Origin of the sequence: Exiguobacterium sp. USCH10 (assembly GCF_037619445.1) — a bacterium.
GTDB lineage: Bacteria > Bacillota > Bacilli > Exiguobacteriales > Exiguobacteriaceae > Exiguobacterium > Exiguobacterium aestuarii_A.
On the sequence record NZ_JAQPZO010000001.1, the window covers coordinates 852,947 to 870,676 of the forward strand.

A 17,730-nucleotide genomic window follows, 5' to 3' on the forward strand; every position below is an offset into this window, starting at 1 on the left:
TTCCCTTATTTGTCACAGCCTATTCCAGATCCCGATTTGTCGCATCGGTTCCGTCATGTAACTTTGATCGGTCTGTAGCGTCTTCTCCGGAAGGGAGGTATGAAACATAATACGTACTCCCCGATGTGAGAAGATGACGTCCATGACCTCGTTTTCGTCTATATCGCGAAGTGTCGCTGTTCCTTGAAGAGCATGAAAAGCTTCCGCGAACGCTTCCGCAAAGCTGAGATACGCTGTCACGGATGTCGCCATACGGCTTTGATCAATCTTCAAGGTTAATCGTTCACGATTGGCACTTTCGATTACGATCTGTACGGTATCATTCCCATCCGAAAATTCGATTGTATGCATCCTCACCCCACCTCTCATTCAAAAGAGGTACCCTCCTCAGAAGATACCCCTCTATCATAAACGATATAACCGCGCTGCGAATGGTCGAAGCATGAATGTCTCGGTATCAATCGTCTCCGGATCGATTTCATTCGTCATGACAAGCGTCGCACCCGCAATCTCCGGAATGGTCACTTCTGCCGGATTCGCAGTCAAGTTGACGACCACGAAGAATCGATTGTTCTCAAATGTACGTTCGTAGACAAAGGCCTGCTTATGCTCTGGCAAGACATCACGATAACGACCGTACGTAAACGTATCTTCGGCCCGGCGAAGACGAATCATTTCCTTGTAGAACGAGAGAATCGAGTGCTGATCGTTTCGCTGTGCCTCAACGTTGAGTGTCTCATACTCTTCGTGAATCGGCATCCATGGGGTTGTCGTCGAGAAACCGGCATGCGGTGACGCATCCCATTGAATCGGCGTTCGCACGTTATCACGGGATGTGCCCCATACTTGCTGCATCGAGTCGACTTCACTCATCCCGTTCGCAATCCGTTCGAAGTATTCATTCTTCGTCGCGACATCATCGTAGTCATGGATGGATGGAAGCGGTACGTTCTTCATCCCAATCTCTTGTCCTTGGTAAATGAACGGCGTCCCGTGCATAAAGAAGTACATCATCGCGAGCGCAGTCGCACTCTCCCGCCAATAATGATGCTCATCCCCAACGAGCGAGACCGCCCGCACCATGTCATGGTTTTCAATATATAGCGCGTTCCAACCCGTCTCACGTAAACCTTGTTGCCACTTATCGAAGATTCGTTTCAACTCGACGACATCGAGTGGGGCCAGACGTGACCGCCGCATAATGTCGACATGGTCAAAATGAAACGCCATATTCATTGCGCCGTTTTCTGGACCCATCCAAAGATCTGCTGCTTCCGGCTCAATCCCGTTCGTTTCACCGACCGTCATAATATCGTATTTCGAGAACGTTTCCCGTTTCATCTCTTGAAGATAGTCATGGATGCCGTCGATGTTCGAGTACATCGAGAACGCCGTGACGACCGGCTTGCCTTCAGGCGATGGGAGCATCGTTCCCGTTGGCATCTTTTTAATGTGACTGATCGCATCGACACGGAATCCGTCCACCCCTTTATCGAGCCACCAGTTGATCATGTCATAGACGACCGTTCGAACTTCACGGTTCTCCCAGTTCAGATCTGGTTGCTTCTTCGAGAAGACGTGTAAGTAATATTGATCGGTCTGTTGATCGTATTCCCAAGCAGAGCCGCCAAAGATACTCGCCCAGTTGCTCGGTGGCGCACCATCTTTTCCGTCTCGCCAAATGTACCAATCCCGTTTCGGATTATCTTTAGAGCTTTTCGACTCGAGGAACCACGGATGTTCATCCGATGTATGATTGACGACGAGGTCGAGCAACAGTTTCATGCCACGTGCATGTACGGCCTCTAATAGCGCATCGAAATCCTCCATCGTCCCGAACTCTTCCATAATGTCTTGATAGTCACTAATATCATATCCGTTGTCATCGTTTGGCGACTTATACATCGGACAAATCCAAATCACGTCAATGCCAAGGTCTTCTAAGTAATCGAGCTTTTCGATAATCCCACGTAAATCCCCGATTCCATCCCCATTCGAATCTTTGAAACTTCGTGGATAGATTTGATAGGCAATCGCCTCTTTCCACCATACGCGACTCACTTCTGTTTGTTTTGTTTGGCTGAACAACGTCTCCATACGGCACGTGCCTCCTACAATAAGGTATGATTCACATCTACCATAGCACTAGTGCAAGCGTTTGCAAAGAATCAGCTCACAAAAAAATGCAGTTTACACTGCATTTGAATGAAGCGCCCCAACTTGTTCACAAAAAGTCGTGATGAGCTTCGATAAGTGTTTCCAATCATTGTCCATCGTCGCGACGTGATACGAGTTCGAGAGCACCGCATATTCTTTTGTACCTTGCAATTGATCGAACAACCAAATCGAATCGGTCGGTGGCACGACGTTGTCGACTGCCGAATGGATGACATATGTCGGCACATCAACCGACCCGACGTGCGGGCGTACCTCGTCAATTAACGCCAGCAATTCCCGAATCGCCTTTGTCGGCACGCGGTCGTAGACAATCTCGTATACATCCTCTGCTAGAATGTCGGGCGCGTCTTCATCGATGAATCGACACTCGGTATCTGACGCATGACACGCATACCCAGGTACGGACAAGGCTGCATTGATTGTGACGATAGCATCAGCCTTTTCTTCAAGCGCAGCTTTGAGCGCTAGCGTCCCACCCATCGATTGACCGACGACGATGACCGTCCGACACGACTCGCGCAATCGTTCGATGCCCTCGATGACACTCTTGTACCAACATCGATGCGTTGAACATCGAAAATCTTCTGGATCTGTCCCATGCCCTTTCAAACGTGGAGCATACACCGTAAAGCCTTGTTTCATCAGTTCGATCCCAACGTCTTGCACACTCTGAGGCGTTCCATTGAATCCGTGACAAAGCAAAATACCAATTTCGTTTCCTTCATAATAAAATGCGCCTGCTCCAGGAATGACTGGATAGTTGATTGCTCTCATTACTGCCTCCTTTTTTAATTCCCACTTAACCGATACAATTAATTCGTATTAGAAGAGTGTAAAAGTTATCGACCCAACCGTCAAGTTCTTCATGTTTCGTTTACCTTGTCATCAAACTGTAATCATAACTTCGTATTTAGTGGATTGAGTTCTGACGTCTGCTTGGTTATGTTTAACATGTAGTTAAAAACTTGGGAAATGTATTTGTCACTTTTGACAATACACGAATAATTTTTCAAGTGATTCGTTAAAAGGAAAGTAATGTAAGCGTTATCATGTTGTTTTTTGATAAAAAGGAGGGGTATTTATACTCAATTTATGATGGTGCACAATGGGGAAATCGAATCACACAATTACATCTAAGGGAGACTTACACATGGGGAAACCAACACAATCATTTAAGGCAGTCACTGGACTCGCCTTGTCAGCAGGACTCATCGTCAGTAGCATGACGCCGATCGCGGCAAATGTACATGCTGAGACGTTGAATGCTTCAGACCTCTTCATCTCAGAGTATGTAGAAGGGTCAAGCAACAATAAAGCCATCGAGTTGTTTAACGGAACGAACGCGACAATCGACCTTTCTGCCTACAAGATTGAACTCTATTCAAATGGTGGTACGACTGCCGGAAACACATTGAATTTGACGGGAACACTCGCACCAGGAGCTACATATGTCATCGTGAACGGTAGTGCGTCAGACACATTGAAAGCGAAATCGAATACGACGAGCGCTGTGACGAACTTCAACGGAGATGACACGATTGTCTTGAAAAAAGGAGACACTGTTCTCGACGTCTTCGGTCAACTCGGTGTCGACCCAGGTACGAAATGGGGAACGACCGTCGCGACTGCCGACCAGTCACTCATCCGAAAAGATACGGTCACGCGTGGCGACAGTGACGGAAGCGATGCTTTCGATCCTGCTGTCGAATGGACATCGACACCACAGGACTCGTTCGATAATCTCGGGGCGCATACGTTCCAAGGTGTCGAGTATGGCGATGGCGGTACGACGGAGCCACCTGCACCGGTCACACCGATTTCAATCGCTGACGCACGGACAAAAGCAGAAAATGAGACTGTCACTGTAAAAGGAGTCGTCACTGGAAAGCTTGCGAACACAATCTCGATTCAAGATGCGACAGGCGGTCTTTCTATCCGTCCGACGTCCCTTGCGGTCAACGTTGGGGATGAAGTCGTCGTCACAGGCGTCGTCGGTTCGTATCGTGAACTCCTTCAATTGAACAGTGCGGTCGTCGTCTCGAAACAAGCAGCAACGCTTCCTACTGCACAAGTAGTGACGGGAGAACAAATCAATGAAGACGTCGAATCAGAACTCGTAACCGTCAACAATGTCACGCTCACAGGGAGCGGTCAAAACTTGACGGCAACGGACGGAACGAAAGAGTTCATCGTTCGTGACGAGCGGGGCATCCTCGATTTACAGACGGACGTGAACTATTCATCTATCACAGGAATCGTTCAGCAGTTTGACGATGCTTATCAAATCATCCCGCGTGACCCAGCTGACACGGTCATCGATACGTCGGTCCTTCGTCCGGCCGTCGCAAAACCAGGTGCCGGCACGTTTGTCGGACCGCAAGACGTCACGCTCTCAACGACGACGGCAGACGCCGAAATTTTCTATACACTCGACGGATCTGATCCGAAAGAGAACGGGACTCGTTACGAAGGTTCGATTCGTATCGAAAATTCGACTACGTTGAAGACGGTCGTGAAAACAGGTGACACGTTCAGCGCGGTCTCGACGTTCTCATACAAGATCACAGATAAGATTCGCATTCACGACATCCAAGGAGCGAACCATACGGCTCCAATGAACGGACAGACGGTTGAGGGCGTCGAAGGAATCGTCACGTCTACTTTCATCTCGAGCGGGACGACATATTACTTCATCCAGACACCGGATGCTGAAGCCGACAACGATACACGCACATCTGAAGGGATTGTCCTTTACGGTGGACGTTCAATCGCTGGTATTCAAGTCGGTGACCTCGTCAAGGTGAACGGGAAAGTGAGCGAATACGCGATTGAAGGATATAGCGATCGCCAACAGACGGACATGAAGATGACACAAATCGATACACGCAACGGAAAAGTCGAAGTCGTCGCGAGCGGTGTGACACTCCCGACTCCGATTACAATCGATGCTTCAAACCTACCGACAGAGTTTATCGATAGTGATAACCTCGCCGTCTTCAACCCGGAGAAGGACGCGATTGACTTCTGGGAAAGCCTCGAAGGCATGCGCGTTCAAACGAACAACTTGAAATCAGTCGGACCACAAGAATACGGTGACCTCGTGACCGTGCTCGAAGATACGCCAACGGAGACTTACAATGGTGGTGTCTTATTGAAAAAGAACGACGCAAACCCGGAGCGCATTCAATTCCGTCTCGAACCGAACGCAGAAGCGCGTGACTTCGATGTGGCGACTGGCGACCGTTTCAACGGACCAATCGTTGGTGTCGTCGGCTACTCATTCGGAAACTATAAGATTCAAGCGTCGCTCGAAGATATGAAAGCTGCTTTCGTCAAAGGGGATGCGCAACGTGAGAAGACGTTCATCGAAGCAGAAGAAGATCAATTGACGATTGCGTCTTACAACTTAGAAAACTTCTCGAACAACATTAAAGAAACATCAGATGAGAAGGCGCTCAAATTGGCAAAAGCATTCGTCAATGAATTGAACAGCCCTGACATCATCGGCGTAACAGAAGTACAGGACAACGATGGACAAGACAAAGGTGCGGGTTCTGCCGCTGATCAAAGCTATCAACGGTTGATCGACAACATCGTCGCTGTCGGCGGGAAAACGTATAAGTACGTCAACATCGACCCTGAGAACAACCAAGACGGTGGTGCACCGGATGCCAACATTCGTGTCGGTTTCTTGTATGACCCTGCGCGTGTATCGTTGACGGATGGAATGCCTGCTGGTGACGCGACGACGGCAGTCGGATATGTTGACGGGAAGTTGACGCACAACCCGGGACGTATCGACCCGACGAACGAAGCGTTCAATCGCTCACGTAAACCGTTGGCAGCTCAATTTGATTTCCAAGGTGAGAACGTGATTGTCATCGCGAACCACTGGAACTCAAAAGGCGGCGATACTGGATTCTTCGGTTCACAACAGCCGGTCGTACTCGGAAGTGAAGTACAACGTAAGAAGATTGCACAAGTCGTCCACAACTTCGTGGCGGACGTGAAGACGAAAAACCCTGAAGCGAACGTTGTCGCACTCGGAGACTTTAATGATTTCGAATTCTCGGATGCGCTTCAGATCTTTAAAGGTGACTTGATGACGAACATGGTCGAGAAAGTCCCTGCTGTTGACCGCTACTCATATGTCTATCAAGGAAACTCACAAGTACTCGACCACATCCTTGTGTCGAACCGCTTGGCCGCTTCTACGAAGATTGACATGATTCACGTCAATGCGGACTTCACCGAGATGTCAGGTCGCGCGAGTGACCATGATCCGGTTCTCGCACAAATCGACTTCACTCCAGAACCTGAAGTGGAATTGACGCGTTACACGGTAGAAAATCATCCAGCCGCTCGTCTCGTCCTTCAAGAGGACTTTATCGGTGTGACGATTGGAAAAGGAACAAACTTTAAAAACGGAATCTTTGTCCGTGGCGCTTACACGGAATTGACGGGTGATGCGTTGAAAAATGTCGTCGTTCAAGTGAAACCGAAAGAAGCCGGTGCCATCATCGACTTCAAAGGCGCAACAGTGAAAGAAGTGATCGTTGACGGAAAAAACCTTGCCGAGATTCGCGGGGCGAAAAATGTCCAGCGCATCACGTATGCGAAAGGTGCTTCTCCATCATCCATCATCATCAAGAAATAACATGTTGAAACGCAGACACATCGTCTGCGTTTTTTTTGGTTTCAGCTCCCTTGAAGCGGGGATAAAAAGGAAGATGCTGAATCATGGAGGATGAAACTGATGGAATTGTATAACGGAGATTTATATTGGCCAACGACCGAATCAGATGACGTGGTGTTGCAACAACCTGAGAAAAAAGAGCAGTATGACGTACTCGTCATCGGGGCCGGAATGTCCGGAACGCTGACAGCTTATACGTTGCAACAGGATGGCGTGGATTTTGCGGTGCTCGACGGACGAAAAGTCGGAACAGGCAGCACGTCGGCCAACACCGGTCTTATTCAATATTCAAATGACATTATGTTACATGAACTCGCCGAAAAAATCGGAGAAGAAGCGGCGGTACGCTTCTATCGTCTTTGTCTCGATGCCGTCGAATCACTTGATCAGGTAGCGGAAGATGTCGGGGCAGCCGATATTTATATTCGCCGGGATAGCCTTTGTTTTGCGAGTGAAGAGGCCGATGTTGCCAAATTGAAACTTGAGTATGAGATGCTTTCGAAGCATGGTTTTGAAGTGGAATGGCTCGATCGCGATACATTGCGTGAACGTTTCCCATTCGACAAACCGGCGGCCTTGATCACAAAAGGTGATGCCGAAGTCAATCCGCTCACGCTCAGTCGTCAAATCATTCGTCACTTATCGAAACAAAACGTCCCGATTTTTGAAGAAACATCGGTAGATGAAGTCGTTTCAGAAGGCGAAGGATGGATTGTCCTCACTTCAAACGGTACATTCAAAGCAAACAAAGTCATTTTTGCGACAGGTTACGGTCCTGCTCCCCTACTTGATTCTCATCGGATCGATTTGAACCGTTCATACGCCATCGCAACGAATCCGATTACAGAGTTCAGCGAATGGGAAGGACGCGCACTCATTTGGGAGACGAAACGACCATACCTATATTTACGTACGACTCCGGACGGTCGGATTATCGCTGGTGGCCTCGACGAAGACAAGGCAGAGACGCCTCACGATGAGGCACTCATGAACGACCGGGCTGAACGAGTGAAGGAGAAAATTGCAGAACTCTTCCCGATGTATGACCTTGAAGTCGATTATGCCTGGGTCGCCTTGTTTGGAGAATCGGTGGACCAACTCCCGTTCATAGGAGAGCACCCGAATCGACCGAATTTGTTTTACTTGCTCGGATATGGGGGAAATGGGACGGTGTACAGTATGCTCGGCTCTCACATCCTGAGTGCCCTCGTTCGTGGTCAGCATCATCCAGACGCTGATCTCGTTCGTCTAGACCGAACGTAACCCCTATTCTTGGGGGTTGTTACATATTGAAGGAGTGTTTTTGGATTGAAGAAAAAAAGAAAAGCAAGATGGGTGTACACGTTTCGCCGACTGATCGTGTTTCTCGTCCCTCTTGGCTGCGCCATCTGGTTTTGGCCAAACGAGTCGACACCCACCACGCAGTTAAAGTCTGAACAAGTCTCTATTTCCGAGGAAATATACACGATCGAAAAGCGTTCACCCGTTGTAGAAGACGGTGTGACGCGATATGAATATGATGTTGTGGTGCATGGTGAACCAAGTACGGATGAACTTCAATCCATTAGCCATGACGTCATCGAGAACGTCCAACAGTCTGACCAATTCCAGGCCGCCTTGTTACGATTTTATGATGACGCCGCCTATATCGGGACAGAACCCCCACTCGGTGAGGCCGTATTCGCTCCTGAAGGCGACTATGCGCTTGCCGACTGGGTCGAACCTGGTCAAACAGACGAGATGATGTTCGGCTGGCAGCTTCGTGAGAAAGAGTGGTCGACGAAACTGACTGGAAAAGAGATTCAAATCTGGGCGTTGTGGCAGGAACAATATACGAAACAGGATCCAGACGACCCGGACGTGAAATCAAAAGTGACGCGAATCGTCTCCAGTGAATATGATCTTGACCCAAAAATCGTGCAACAAATCGTTTTGAAGCAGCACGTATGGGCCGCGCTATAAGTGAGTTACTCGTTTGTGTGAAATCTCTCTTTTTTGAAAAAAGAGGGATTTTTTTATTTGGGTTAGGGAACACCGATACAGTAGGTCAAAACGTGACTTACAACGGTCAGTCATACTTAAGGGAGGCAATCACATGGGGAACAAGAAAGAAGAGCAGTTAAAACAACATACGATTGATAACGAACAACAAGCAGGCTTGACGACGAACCAAGGATTGAAGATGGCGGAAGATGAATTCTCACTGAAGGCAGGGCGTCGCGGTCCGACCTTGATTGAAGATTTTCATTTCCGGGAGAAGATGACCCACTTTGACCATGAGCGGATTCCAGAACGGATTGTCCACGCTCGCGGCGTTGGGGCACACGGAGAGTTTCACGTATATGAACCGCTCGCCGACATCACAAAAGCTGATTTCTTGAACGATCCTTCGAAGACAACACCGGTATTTGTCCGTTTCTCGACCGTCCAAGGCTCGCGTGGGTCTGCGGATACAGTCCGTGACGTACGCGGTTTTGCGACGAAGTTTTATACAGACGAAGGGAACTACGACCTAGTCGGAAACAACATCCCTGTCTTCTTTATTCAGGATGCCATCAAATTCCCAGACCTTGTCCATGCTGTAAAACCTGAACCGCATACGGAAGTGCCGCAAGGGGGAAGCGCGCACGATACGTTCTGGGACTTCGTCGGACAAAACCACGAGACCGCTCATATGGTCATGTGGGCGATGAGTGACCGGGGAATTCCACGTAGTCTACGCATGATGGAAGGGTTCGGGGTCCATACGTTCCGTCTCGTGAATGCGGAAGGAAAGGCACATTTCGTCAAATTCCATTGGAAACCGAAGCTCGGTGTCCATTCACAAGTATGGGACGAAGCTCAAAAAGCAGTCGGGAAAAATGCGGACTTCCACCGTGTCGATTTGTATGAAGCCATCAACAAAGGCGATTATCCGGAATGGGAGCTCGGACTCCAACTCATCCCTGAAGAAGATGAGTTCAACTATGACTTCGACATTTTAGACCCGACTAAACTGTGGCCCGAGGAAGAAATCCCTGTGAAACTTGTCGGGAAGATGACACTCAATCGAAACGTCGATAACTTCTTCGCCGAAACCGAGCAAGTCGCCTTCCATCCGGGACACCTCGTTCCAGGAATCGATTTCTCGAACGACCCGCTCTTACAAGGGCGCTTGTTCTCTTATACAGATACGCAACTCTCGCGTCTCGGTGGACCAAACTTCCACCAGATTCCAATCAACAAACCCGTTTGTCCGTTCCACAACAATCAGCGTGACGGCATGCATCAAATGGCCGTCCACAAAGGACAAACGAGTTATCATAAAAATGCGCTCAATAACAATCAGCCTGAACCCGTACCAGCTGACCAAGGCGGATTTGAGCATTATCAAGAGAAAGTCGATGGACATAAGATTCGAGGACGCAGCGACAGCTTCCTAGACTTCTATTCACAGGCGAAACTCTTCTATAACAGCATGACCGATGTCGAAAAGCAACACATTCAAGAAGCCTGCAGTTTCGAACTCGGGAAATGTGAGTCGGATATGGTGAAAGAAAACGCTGTCGATTTATTAAATCGGATCGATCGCCATCTCGCCGAGGTCGTCGCGGACAATTTAGGCGTGCAAGTACCTGAAGAAAACAATGAAGTCCAGTCAGACAAGACGTCCCCTGCCCTCTCGATGGCAAACACGATCAAAAAACCAGATACGAAGAGCGTCGCCCTTCTCCTCGCCGGTGACGTGGATGCGAATCAAGTGAAGCAATGGGTGAAGCAACTCGCCGACCACAACGTCAACTATAGTCTCGTCGGTAAGAAAGCCTATATGCTCGGTGATTTGAAAGTAAAAGAGACGTATGACACGGTCGACTCGAGCCTCTTCGACGCCGCCTTCTTGGTGAGTGCCGCAACCTCGGTCGAAGATGACATCCTCGAGTTCATCGAGAACACGTATAAGCACTATAAACCGCTCGCCCTGCACGTGCATCATAAAGAAGCGCTCGCAACATGTCGCGTGAAGACAGACCAGCCTGGGGTCTTCACGTTTGATACGCATAACCTCGATGGATTCGATACGTTCATCGACGGAATCGCAACCGCCCGCTTCTGGGACCGCGCTTAACGATACCACTCGACTCGATTCACGAGTCGAGTTTTTTTATTTGCTCCATGAACTCGTGGAATGCATCATCTCAGACAATCCTGTTTTGATTTGGTATACTCTTTTAGTTATGTTTATTAACTATTCGAATTTGAAGAAAAGGAGGCGTCGTTTTCGATGCAACAACCTATCCAAAAACTGTGGACGAGAGACTTTTTGATTATCTCGCTCATCAACTTCTTCCTGACGCTCATCTTTTTCTTATTGATGGTCACCATCGGGGTACATGCCGTCGAGTCGTACGGGGCGACGACGAGTCAAGCAGGGCTCGTCACCGGCATCTTTATCATCGGGACGTTGACCGGACGATTGTTCATCGGTCGACTCATCGATTCGATTGGCCGGAAAAAGACGCTTTATATCGGGCTCGTCTTTTTCACCGCCACCATCTTGTTGTACTTCGTCCATTGGGGCGTCGGGTTCTTATTGCTCACTCGTTTCGTACACGGTCTCGGGATGGGATTATCGAGTACCGCAACCGGAACAATCGTGGCACAGGTCATTCCCGCGACACGAAAAGGCGAAGGGATTGGCTACTACAGTATGAGCTCTACCTTGGCGACAGCCATCGGGCCATTCGTCGGGTTGCTCCTTAGCCAATATACGAGTTTCACCGTTATTTTCGGACTTTGTTTCGTGATCGGACTGATCAGTTTGGCGAGTACGTTCTTCGTGAACGTACCAGAAGTAGACGTACCGGAAGTCGTTCGTGGTTTCTCATTGAAATCATTCGTTGAACCGAAGGCGTTACCGATCGCACTCATCATCGGGATGGCCGCGCTCAGCTACTCGAGCGTCTTGTCCTATATCAACTTTTACGCGAGTGAACTTGACTTGATTGAAGCGGCGAGTATCTTCTTCCTCGTCTACTCCGTCGCCGTCCTGTTGTCTCGTCCGATTACCGGGAAATTGATGGACGCGCGCGGGGCGAATGTCGTCATGTATCCAGCAATCGCGATTTTCGCCGTCGGGCTTCTCGTGCTCAGTCAAGCGAATAGCGGCTGGATGCTGTTACTCGCAGGTGCTCTAATCGGGCTCGGGTTTGGGAATATCCAGTCCGGTACACAAGCGATTGCCGTCAAAGCATCCCCACCCCACCGGATGGGTATGGCTACTTCGACGTTCTTCATCGCACTCGATGCAGGTCTCGGGTTTGGTCCGTATTTCATCGGTCTACTCATTCCATTGACTGGATTTTCGACGCTATACTTGATGCTTTCCGGCGTCGTTCTCTTTACCATTTTCTTGTATTACCTCATGAATGGCCGAAGCGAACAAAAACAACTAAAAGAGGCCGCCTGACAGGATGTGATTGCATCCTGTCTTTTTTTGAAAGTTCACACATTTTATCGAAGGATACGTTAAGATAAAAATGACGTGTAAAAAATAGAACGAAATGAGGGAGACGAGATGAAGGCTGACCAAACACTTCAATACAACGCATCGATTTTATTACGGACGTTCGATAAAATTTCAGACTATGTGTTCTTTATGGAAGTCGATGGTTCAGCTTATCGATACGTCTTTGTGAATGAACCCGCAAAACGCGCGATCAACTGGTCGGACGCAGATGTCGGAAAACAGATTGACGAACTCGTCCCCGCTGAAACGGCCGCGCTCATCACAACCTATTACGATGAAGCGATTCGAACGAAAAAAAGTGTCGTCTATGAAGACTATCGTCTTGCTGACTCGTTCTACACCGATACGGTAGAAGCAAATGATGTATTGACGCTTCCCCTTCATTATTTCGAGTCAGAAGTGACTCCTATTTTTAATGACGAGGGACAATGTACACATATCGTCTCGGTCGTCCGCGAAGTGACGGAACGAAAGCGTCGCGAACTGGAATTGTCCATTTTGAAAGATCATCATGAGTCATTAAGACGTTACTCGCCCCATGGCATTTTTGTACTTGATCATCATCTGAATATCAAATCGGTCAATCCGGCCGTCATGAGCATCACTGGATATGCCGAGCAGGAGATGCTCCATCAACCGTTCCTTTACTGGCTTCCCGAGGACGAACGTTCTCGTGTACGGAAAGGGTTGCAGTTCACGTTATCCGGCATTCCGCACAAGTATTCGGTTTACGCCACTCATGAGTCTGGGGAGCGGCTTGATTTGTCCGTATTGAACATCCCGATCGAAGTCGGTGGCAACATCACTGGATTGTTTGCCATCATCATCGATTTAACGCCTGAGAAGAACGCTGAACGGGCCACAATCGAAAGTGAACGTCGCTATCGCCAACTGATCGAGACGATTCCGGAAGGCATCATCGTTCACCAAGATGGGAAGATTTTATATGCGAACGCAATGGCGCTCGAAACGATTGGAGAGACTTATCTCGAGAGTGAATCCATCTTTTCTTTCATTGCAGAAGAATATCACCAATCCACTCTGACACGTCTCGCTACCCTTGAACTAGGTGGACCTGTTCAAGATACGGAGATGGTCGTTGTGACGCCGAGCGGGGACCGACTTCATATGGACATCAGCAGTCTCCTCATCGACTATGAAGGACGACTGGCCGTATTGACGATTTTGCGCGATGTCACGGAAAAACGAGAAATGGAACAGGCCCTGAGACAAAGTGAGTTACAATACAGACTGATTACGGAAAACATGAGTGATCTCGTTTGCATATTAGAACGGGATGGGACGGTTCGTTACGCCTCCCCTTCTCATCGTACGGTTCTCGGCTTTGCGGCCGATTACTATGAAGGGAAGAATACGCTCGACTATATTCATCCAGATGACATTCAAATCGTCCGTTCACAATTGAAGGACTTGAAAGAGCAAGACATCTCGCTGACTCTTGAATTCCGACACTTTCACGCGGACCAACGCTGGATCTGGCTCGAGACAAAAATTCAAGCTATCTATGACGAATCAGGGCATCTTCTTCACTACTTGACGGTCAGCCGAGAAATCATGCAGCGAAAAGCGCTTGAGAAGCGCTTAAAGCACTTGGCATATCACGACACGCTGACTGATTTGCCGAACCGACGCTACTTCCTCGCCTATCTTGAAGAAGCCATCGAAGAGACGAGATATGAGAAAGAGCAATTAGGCGTTCTCGCGCTCGATGTCGACCGTTTCAAACAAATCAACGACACGTTCGGCCATGATGTCGGGGATGAGCTCTTGCGTCAATTGGCGCGCCGATTGACGTCGGTACTCCGAAAACAAGATATGGTGGCAAGACTCGGGGGCGATGAATTCGCCGTCCTCATCCGATTCACCGATCCTTCTTCTCTCCATCGTGTCGCCGAAAAGATTATCCAAGCGTTACAACGACCTTGGGAAATCGACCAGCATACATTCATCACAACTTCGAGCGTCGGTGGCGCTCGTTATACAAAAGGATTGTCGACTAAACAGCTGTTGAAACGCGCCGACCTCGCTTTATATGAGGCGAAAGCAGACGGTCGAAACCAATATGTACTCGCAAAGGACCTGTGAATCAAGGTCCTTTTTTTCACGTGAAACATCTAATTACCCCTTAAACACGAACATTAAATACTCATAAATCTAAATACATTCATTTTTAGACCATTTTCACGAAGTTTCCCTTTGACTTTGAGAGTTGTTCACGTTATATTACCGAATGGGCGAAGTTTTTTCATAGTTCGAGATGTTAATGTTCGTGAATAGGGGTGCAACTTATGGATAAAGTATTTGATTATGAAGATATTCAATTAATTCCTGCAAAATGTATTGTCGACAGTCGCTCGGAATGTGATCCGACCGTCGAGCTCGGGGGCTTCACGTTCCGTTTACCGGTCGTTCCGGCTAACATGCAAACGATTATTGATGAGAAAGTGGCGCTCATGTTGGCCGAGAACGGTTACTTTTACATCATGCATCGCTTCAATCCTGAGACGCGTCTCGCGTTTATCCAGGACATGCATGAGAAAGGTCTCTATGCCTCAATCAGCGTCGGGGTGAAAGAGGAGGAGTATGCATTTATCGAGATGCTTCAGTCGACTGGTCATACACCAGAATTTATTACGATCGATATCGCACATGGACACTCGAACGCGGTCATCCGAATGATTCAACATATCAAGCACCATCTTCCTGGTTCATTTGTCATCGCGGGGAACGTCGGGACGCCAGAGGCCGTTCGTGAATTGGAACATGCCGGAGCGGATGCGACGAAAGTCGGAATCGGACCAGGGAAAGTGTGCATCACGAAAATCAAAACGGGATTCGGCACGGGCGGCTGGCAATTAGCGGCGCTCCGCTGGTGTGCCAAGGCAGCGACGAAGCCAATCATCGCGGATGGGGGAATCCGTACACATGGGGATATCGCCAAGTCGATTCGTTTTGGCGCTTCGATGGTCATGATCGGCTCATTGTTCGCTGGCCATGACGAATCTCCAGGGGAAACGTTCGAGCAAGACGGCAAACAACTAAAAGAGTATTTCGGCTCTGCTTCCGAGTTCCAAAAAGGTGAGCGAAAAAACGTCGAGGGGAAAAAGATGTTTGTCGAACACAAAGGGGCATTACAAGATACATTGACCGAGATGGAGCAAGATCTCCAGTCGGCGATTTCTTACGCGGGTGGCGACAGTCTCGAAGCATTGCGCACGGTAGACTATGTCATGGTGAAAAACTCAATCTTCAATGGGGATAAAGTGTACTAAAAAAAAGGCGACCTCGTGTCGCCTTTTATAGTTCCTTCATCATCATGTAATAGTCAGATCCGGGTGGGTAGTCCGGTAGCACACCGGCGACCGTATAGCCAAAGCGCTCATAAAATGATTTAGCCTGAAACGAGAACGTCGTCAACTTCACACGCGTTGCACCGAGCGACCTCGCAATCGTTTCCCCTTCTTCAAGCAAGCGACTCCCTAGCCGCTGCCCCTGAACATTCGACTCCACCCATAAACGGTCTAAATCGAACCATCCCCAATACACACTCCCGTATAAGCCAGCAATGATCCGTCCTTCTTGCTCGATTTTCAATTGAATGGCCGGTACGATCGCCTCGCGAATCTCGCGATGATGCGCAGAGTGAACATTGTTATAATCACGTAGCTTCCCAGTCAAAAACTGTTGAAATGACTCGTCTTCTTCATGGATTCGTACAATCGTATGCATTAATTCTCCACCGTCCCATTCACAAAAAACGTAATCAATTCCTGCTCTTCTTCGTTCAATTCACGATTGACAAGTGCAGCGTATGATTGTGTGATTTCTTCAATATTTCCCGGGAAATCGCTTGAAATCGTGGCGATTCTTTTCAAAGTAAGGCAATCTGCTGCGAACGCTTCACGACTTACCATCTCACCGTGTGACCAGACGATCTGTTGTGCATCAAATGTCTCTAGTACATGTAACAACCGAAGTGTCTCTTCTGGTGTCATTCGCCATGTCGGGGCATACAAATTTGCATACAGCGCGTCTCCTAAAAATAAGATGCGTTCTTCCACGAGATAGAGAACGACCGAATCTCTTGCATGGTCGCCACCGACATGCCTCAATATGACATGAACCCCGCCAAGATCAAGCGTCAACGATTCCTGAAACGTCAGTGTCGGCAGAACGATTTGAATGTCTCGCGAATCACCATACTCTTCGCGGATCGCCTTGGCACAAAAGTCGATTTCAATTCCTTCAGCAACTCGTTGATTCAATGATGCATCGTCCCAAGCGTAAGGGACGAGTTTCTCCATCTCGTGTTTCGTCGCCTCGCTTGCGATCGAGACCACTCCTTCTAAGGCAGGTAGACCGAAGATGTGGTCCCAATGCCAATGTGTCAATGCGACCATCGAAGGCGCACGGAGACCACGCTCGTTCAAATGCTGTAAAAAGAATGATGCGTGCGCCACGGAGTTGCCCGCGTCAATGAGTAATGTATGGGTGTCACCGACAACGGCACCAAGAATCGGACGGTCTGTATGCGCAACCGGCGTCATATACCAAAAACGTTCCGAATGTTTGATTAAGGTTTGCATGAACGGCTCGACTCCTCTTCTATCAATTTGGTTAGTTCTTCAAATGAAGAACGCTCATCATTTTGGATTCGGACATGACGAAGTGGGATCCGTTCAAGTAATTCGAGTTCAAGTCGCTGTCTTTCCCCCAATACCGCAATCGTCCCCGATACACCGACAAGGTTACGTTTCGATGCATAGGACCCTGTCGTGTAATACTCGACAAACCCCTGTTGCCATTCAATCGGTCGCTCGTCGTAGACGACTGGAAATATCCGAGCGACATCGTTTAACTCCAAATATATGATGATTGGTTCGATTGGTTTTAGAATCGATGAAACCTCTTGAACGTATGCTTCAATCGCCTCTAACGAAACGTCTTGGGCGACCATCCCAATCGTGAACGGATTTTGAAACAACGCACATTCAAAGATGACGTCACGTTCTTCCTGCTCGAATTTCGTTACATAACGTCGCCATCGTTCGCACATGATTCGTGTATGCAGCGAGAACGGCAACTCATAAACGTCCGTTCCTACGCGCTTTTCCCCTTCATCGTAACGAACGAGCCATCCGTCTTCAATTTCATCAAGAATCGTACCATGTGAAGGTGGTTCCGTTACCCAGTAGATTTCATGCAGATCGACGGGGTGAGCAGCGTCCACTTCCGAATAGAAGACACCTTCTTTCAACGCACATATCTTTTCAGCAAATGTGGATTTTCCACTTCCCGGCAACCCCTCAATCAACCACAATTTCCCCAT

The 17,730-nt window shown here is 48.5% G+C and carries 13 protein-coding genes; 7 read left to right on the forward strand and 6 right to left on the reverse strand.

Annotated elements, in window-relative coordinates:
* Positions 1 to 12 precede the first annotated feature (12 nt).
* The 3 genes from PQI28_RS04405 to PQI28_RS04415 all read right to left on the reverse strand — a co-directional run bounded on the left by PQI28_RS04405 (position 13) and on the right by PQI28_RS04415 (position 2,952).
* The gene (locus PQI28_RS04405) at positions 13 to 351 is read right to left on the reverse strand and encodes a hypothetical protein (RefSeq protein WP_339962623.1); all 339 of its coding nucleotides are present in this window, start codon (positions 349 to 351) and stop codon (positions 13 to 15) included.
* 54 nt (positions 352 to 405) lie between these two features.
* Complete coding sequence (locus PQI28_RS04410) at positions 406 to 2,061, reverse strand: glycoside hydrolase family 13 protein (RefSeq protein WP_339962647.1); 1,656 nt, start codon at positions 2,059 to 2,061, stop codon at positions 406 to 408.
* Between the two features lie 129 nt (positions 2,062 to 2,190).
* Positions 2,191 to 2,952: an alpha/beta hydrolase gene (locus tag PQI28_RS04415; RefSeq protein WP_224863064.1), complete on the reverse strand. Its 762-nt coding sequence runs from the start codon at positions 2,950 to 2,952 to the stop codon at positions 2,191 to 2,193.
* 376 nt (positions 2,953 to 3,328) lie between these two features.
* Here PQI28_RS04415 and PQI28_RS04420 point away from each other — a divergent pair, with 376 nt between their 5' ends.
* From PQI28_RS04420 to guaC, 7 genes are all read left to right on the forward strand, one after another.
* Positions 3,329 to 6,835 carry a lamin tail domain-containing protein gene (locus PQI28_RS04420; protein ID WP_339962624.1) on the forward strand — a complete coding sequence of 1,169 codons (3,507 nt, stop codon included), beginning with the start codon at positions 3,329 to 3,331 and terminating at the stop codon, positions 6,833 to 6,835.
* 99 nt (positions 6,836 to 6,934) lie between these two features.
* On the forward strand, positions 6,935 to 8,137 hold the full coding sequence (locus PQI28_RS04425; RefSeq protein WP_339962625.1) for an NAD(P)/FAD-dependent oxidoreductase: 1,203 nt from the start codon (positions 6,935 to 6,937) through the stop codon (positions 8,135 to 8,137).
* A gap of 45 nt (positions 8,138 to 8,182) precedes the next feature.
* Positions 8,183 to 8,836 (forward strand): hypothetical protein, encoded by a 654-nt coding sequence (locus PQI28_RS04430; protein WP_339962626.1) that lies wholly within the window; start codon positions 8,183 to 8,185, stop codon positions 8,834 to 8,836.
* 133 nt (positions 8,837 to 8,969) lie between these two features.
* Positions 8,970 to 10,979 (forward strand): catalase, encoded by a 2,010-nt coding sequence (locus tag PQI28_RS04435; protein WP_339962627.1) that lies wholly within the window; start codon positions 8,970 to 8,972, stop codon positions 10,977 to 10,979.
* 156 nt (positions 10,980 to 11,135) lie between these two features.
* On the forward strand, positions 11,136 to 12,320 hold the full coding sequence (locus PQI28_RS04440; protein ID WP_339962628.1) for an MFS transporter: 1,185 nt from the start codon (positions 11,136 to 11,138) through the stop codon (positions 12,318 to 12,320).
* 108 nt (positions 12,321 to 12,428) lie between these two features.
* Positions 12,429 to 14,486 (forward strand): PAS domain S-box protein, encoded by a 2,058-nt coding sequence (locus PQI28_RS04445; RefSeq protein WP_339962629.1) that lies wholly within the window; start codon positions 12,429 to 12,431, stop codon positions 14,484 to 14,486.
* 203 nt (positions 14,487 to 14,689) lie between these two features.
* On the forward strand, positions 14,690 to 15,673 hold the full coding sequence (guaC, locus tag PQI28_RS04450) for a GMP reductase (protein ID WP_074036799.1): 984 nt from the start codon (positions 14,690 to 14,692) through the stop codon (positions 15,671 to 15,673).
* Between the two features lie 25 nt (positions 15,674 to 15,698).
* On the opposite strand, the gene PQI28_RS04455 is transcribed toward guaC, so the two are convergent.
* Genes PQI28_RS04455 through PQI28_RS04465 form a run of 3 tightly spaced genes read right to left on the reverse strand, consistent with a single transcriptional unit; the run spans position 15,699 to position 17,730 of the window.
* Positions 15,699 to 16,130 (reverse strand): GNAT family N-acetyltransferase, encoded by a 432-nt coding sequence (locus PQI28_RS04455; RefSeq protein WP_214785495.1) that lies wholly within the window; start codon positions 16,128 to 16,130, stop codon positions 15,699 to 15,701.
* Complete coding sequence (locus PQI28_RS04460; RefSeq protein ID WP_339962630.1) at positions 16,130 to 16,987, reverse strand: MBL fold metallo-hydrolase; 858 nt, start codon at positions 16,985 to 16,987, stop codon at positions 16,130 to 16,132. Before PQI28_RS04460 ends, PQI28_RS04455 begins: the two co-directional genes overlap by 1 nt.
* Positions 16,975 to 17,730, reverse strand: a complete 756-nt coding sequence (locus tag PQI28_RS04465) for a hypothetical protein (RefSeq protein ID WP_339962631.1) — start codon at positions 17,728 to 17,730, stop codon at positions 16,975 to 16,977. The genes PQI28_RS04460 and PQI28_RS04465 overlap by 13 nt, the downstream gene beginning before the upstream one ends.

What these genes read in the sequence shown, in the direction of transcription:
- PQI28_RS04405 (WP_339962623.1), bottom strand. Translation starts at nt 351, where the DNA reads ATGCATACAATCGAATTTTCGGATGGGAATGATACCGTACAGATCGTA.
- PQI28_RS04415 (WP_224863064.1), bottom strand. Translation starts at nt 2,952, where the DNA reads ATGAGAGCAATCAACTATCCAGTCATTCCTGGAGCAGGCGCATTTTAT.
- PQI28_RS04420 (WP_339962624.1), top strand. Translation starts at nt 3,329, where the DNA reads ATGGGGAAACCAACACAATCATTTAAGGCAGTCACTGGACTCGCCTTG.
- PQI28_RS04425 (WP_339962625.1), top strand. Translation starts at nt 6,935, where the DNA reads ATGGAATTGTATAACGGAGATTTATATTGGCCAACGACCGAATCAGAT.
- PQI28_RS04435 (WP_339962627.1), top strand. Translation starts at nt 8,970, where the DNA reads ATGGGGAACAAGAAAGAAGAGCAGTTAAAACAACATACGATTGATAAC.
- PQI28_RS04440 (WP_339962628.1), top strand. Translation starts at nt 11,136, where the DNA reads ATGCAACAACCTATCCAAAAACTGTGGACGAGAGACTTTTTGATTATC.
- PQI28_RS04445 (WP_339962629.1), top strand. Translation starts at nt 12,429, where the DNA reads ATGAAGGCTGACCAAACACTTCAATACAACGCATCGATTTTATTACGG.
- guaC (WP_074036799.1), top strand. Translation starts at nt 14,690, where the DNA reads ATGGATAAAGTATTTGATTATGAAGATATTCAATTAATTCCTGCAAAA.
- PQI28_RS04455 (WP_214785495.1), bottom strand. Translation starts at nt 16,130, where the DNA reads ATGCATACGATTGTACGAATCCATGAAGAAGACGAGTCATTTCAACAG.
- PQI28_RS04460 (WP_339962630.1), bottom strand. Translation starts at nt 16,987, where the DNA reads ATGCAAACCTTAATCAAACATTCGGAACGTTTTTGGTATATGACGCCG.
- PQI28_RS04465 (WP_339962631.1), bottom strand. Translation starts at nt 17,730, where the DNA reads ATGGGGAAATTGTGGTTGATTGAGGGGTTGCCGGGAAGTGGAAAATCC.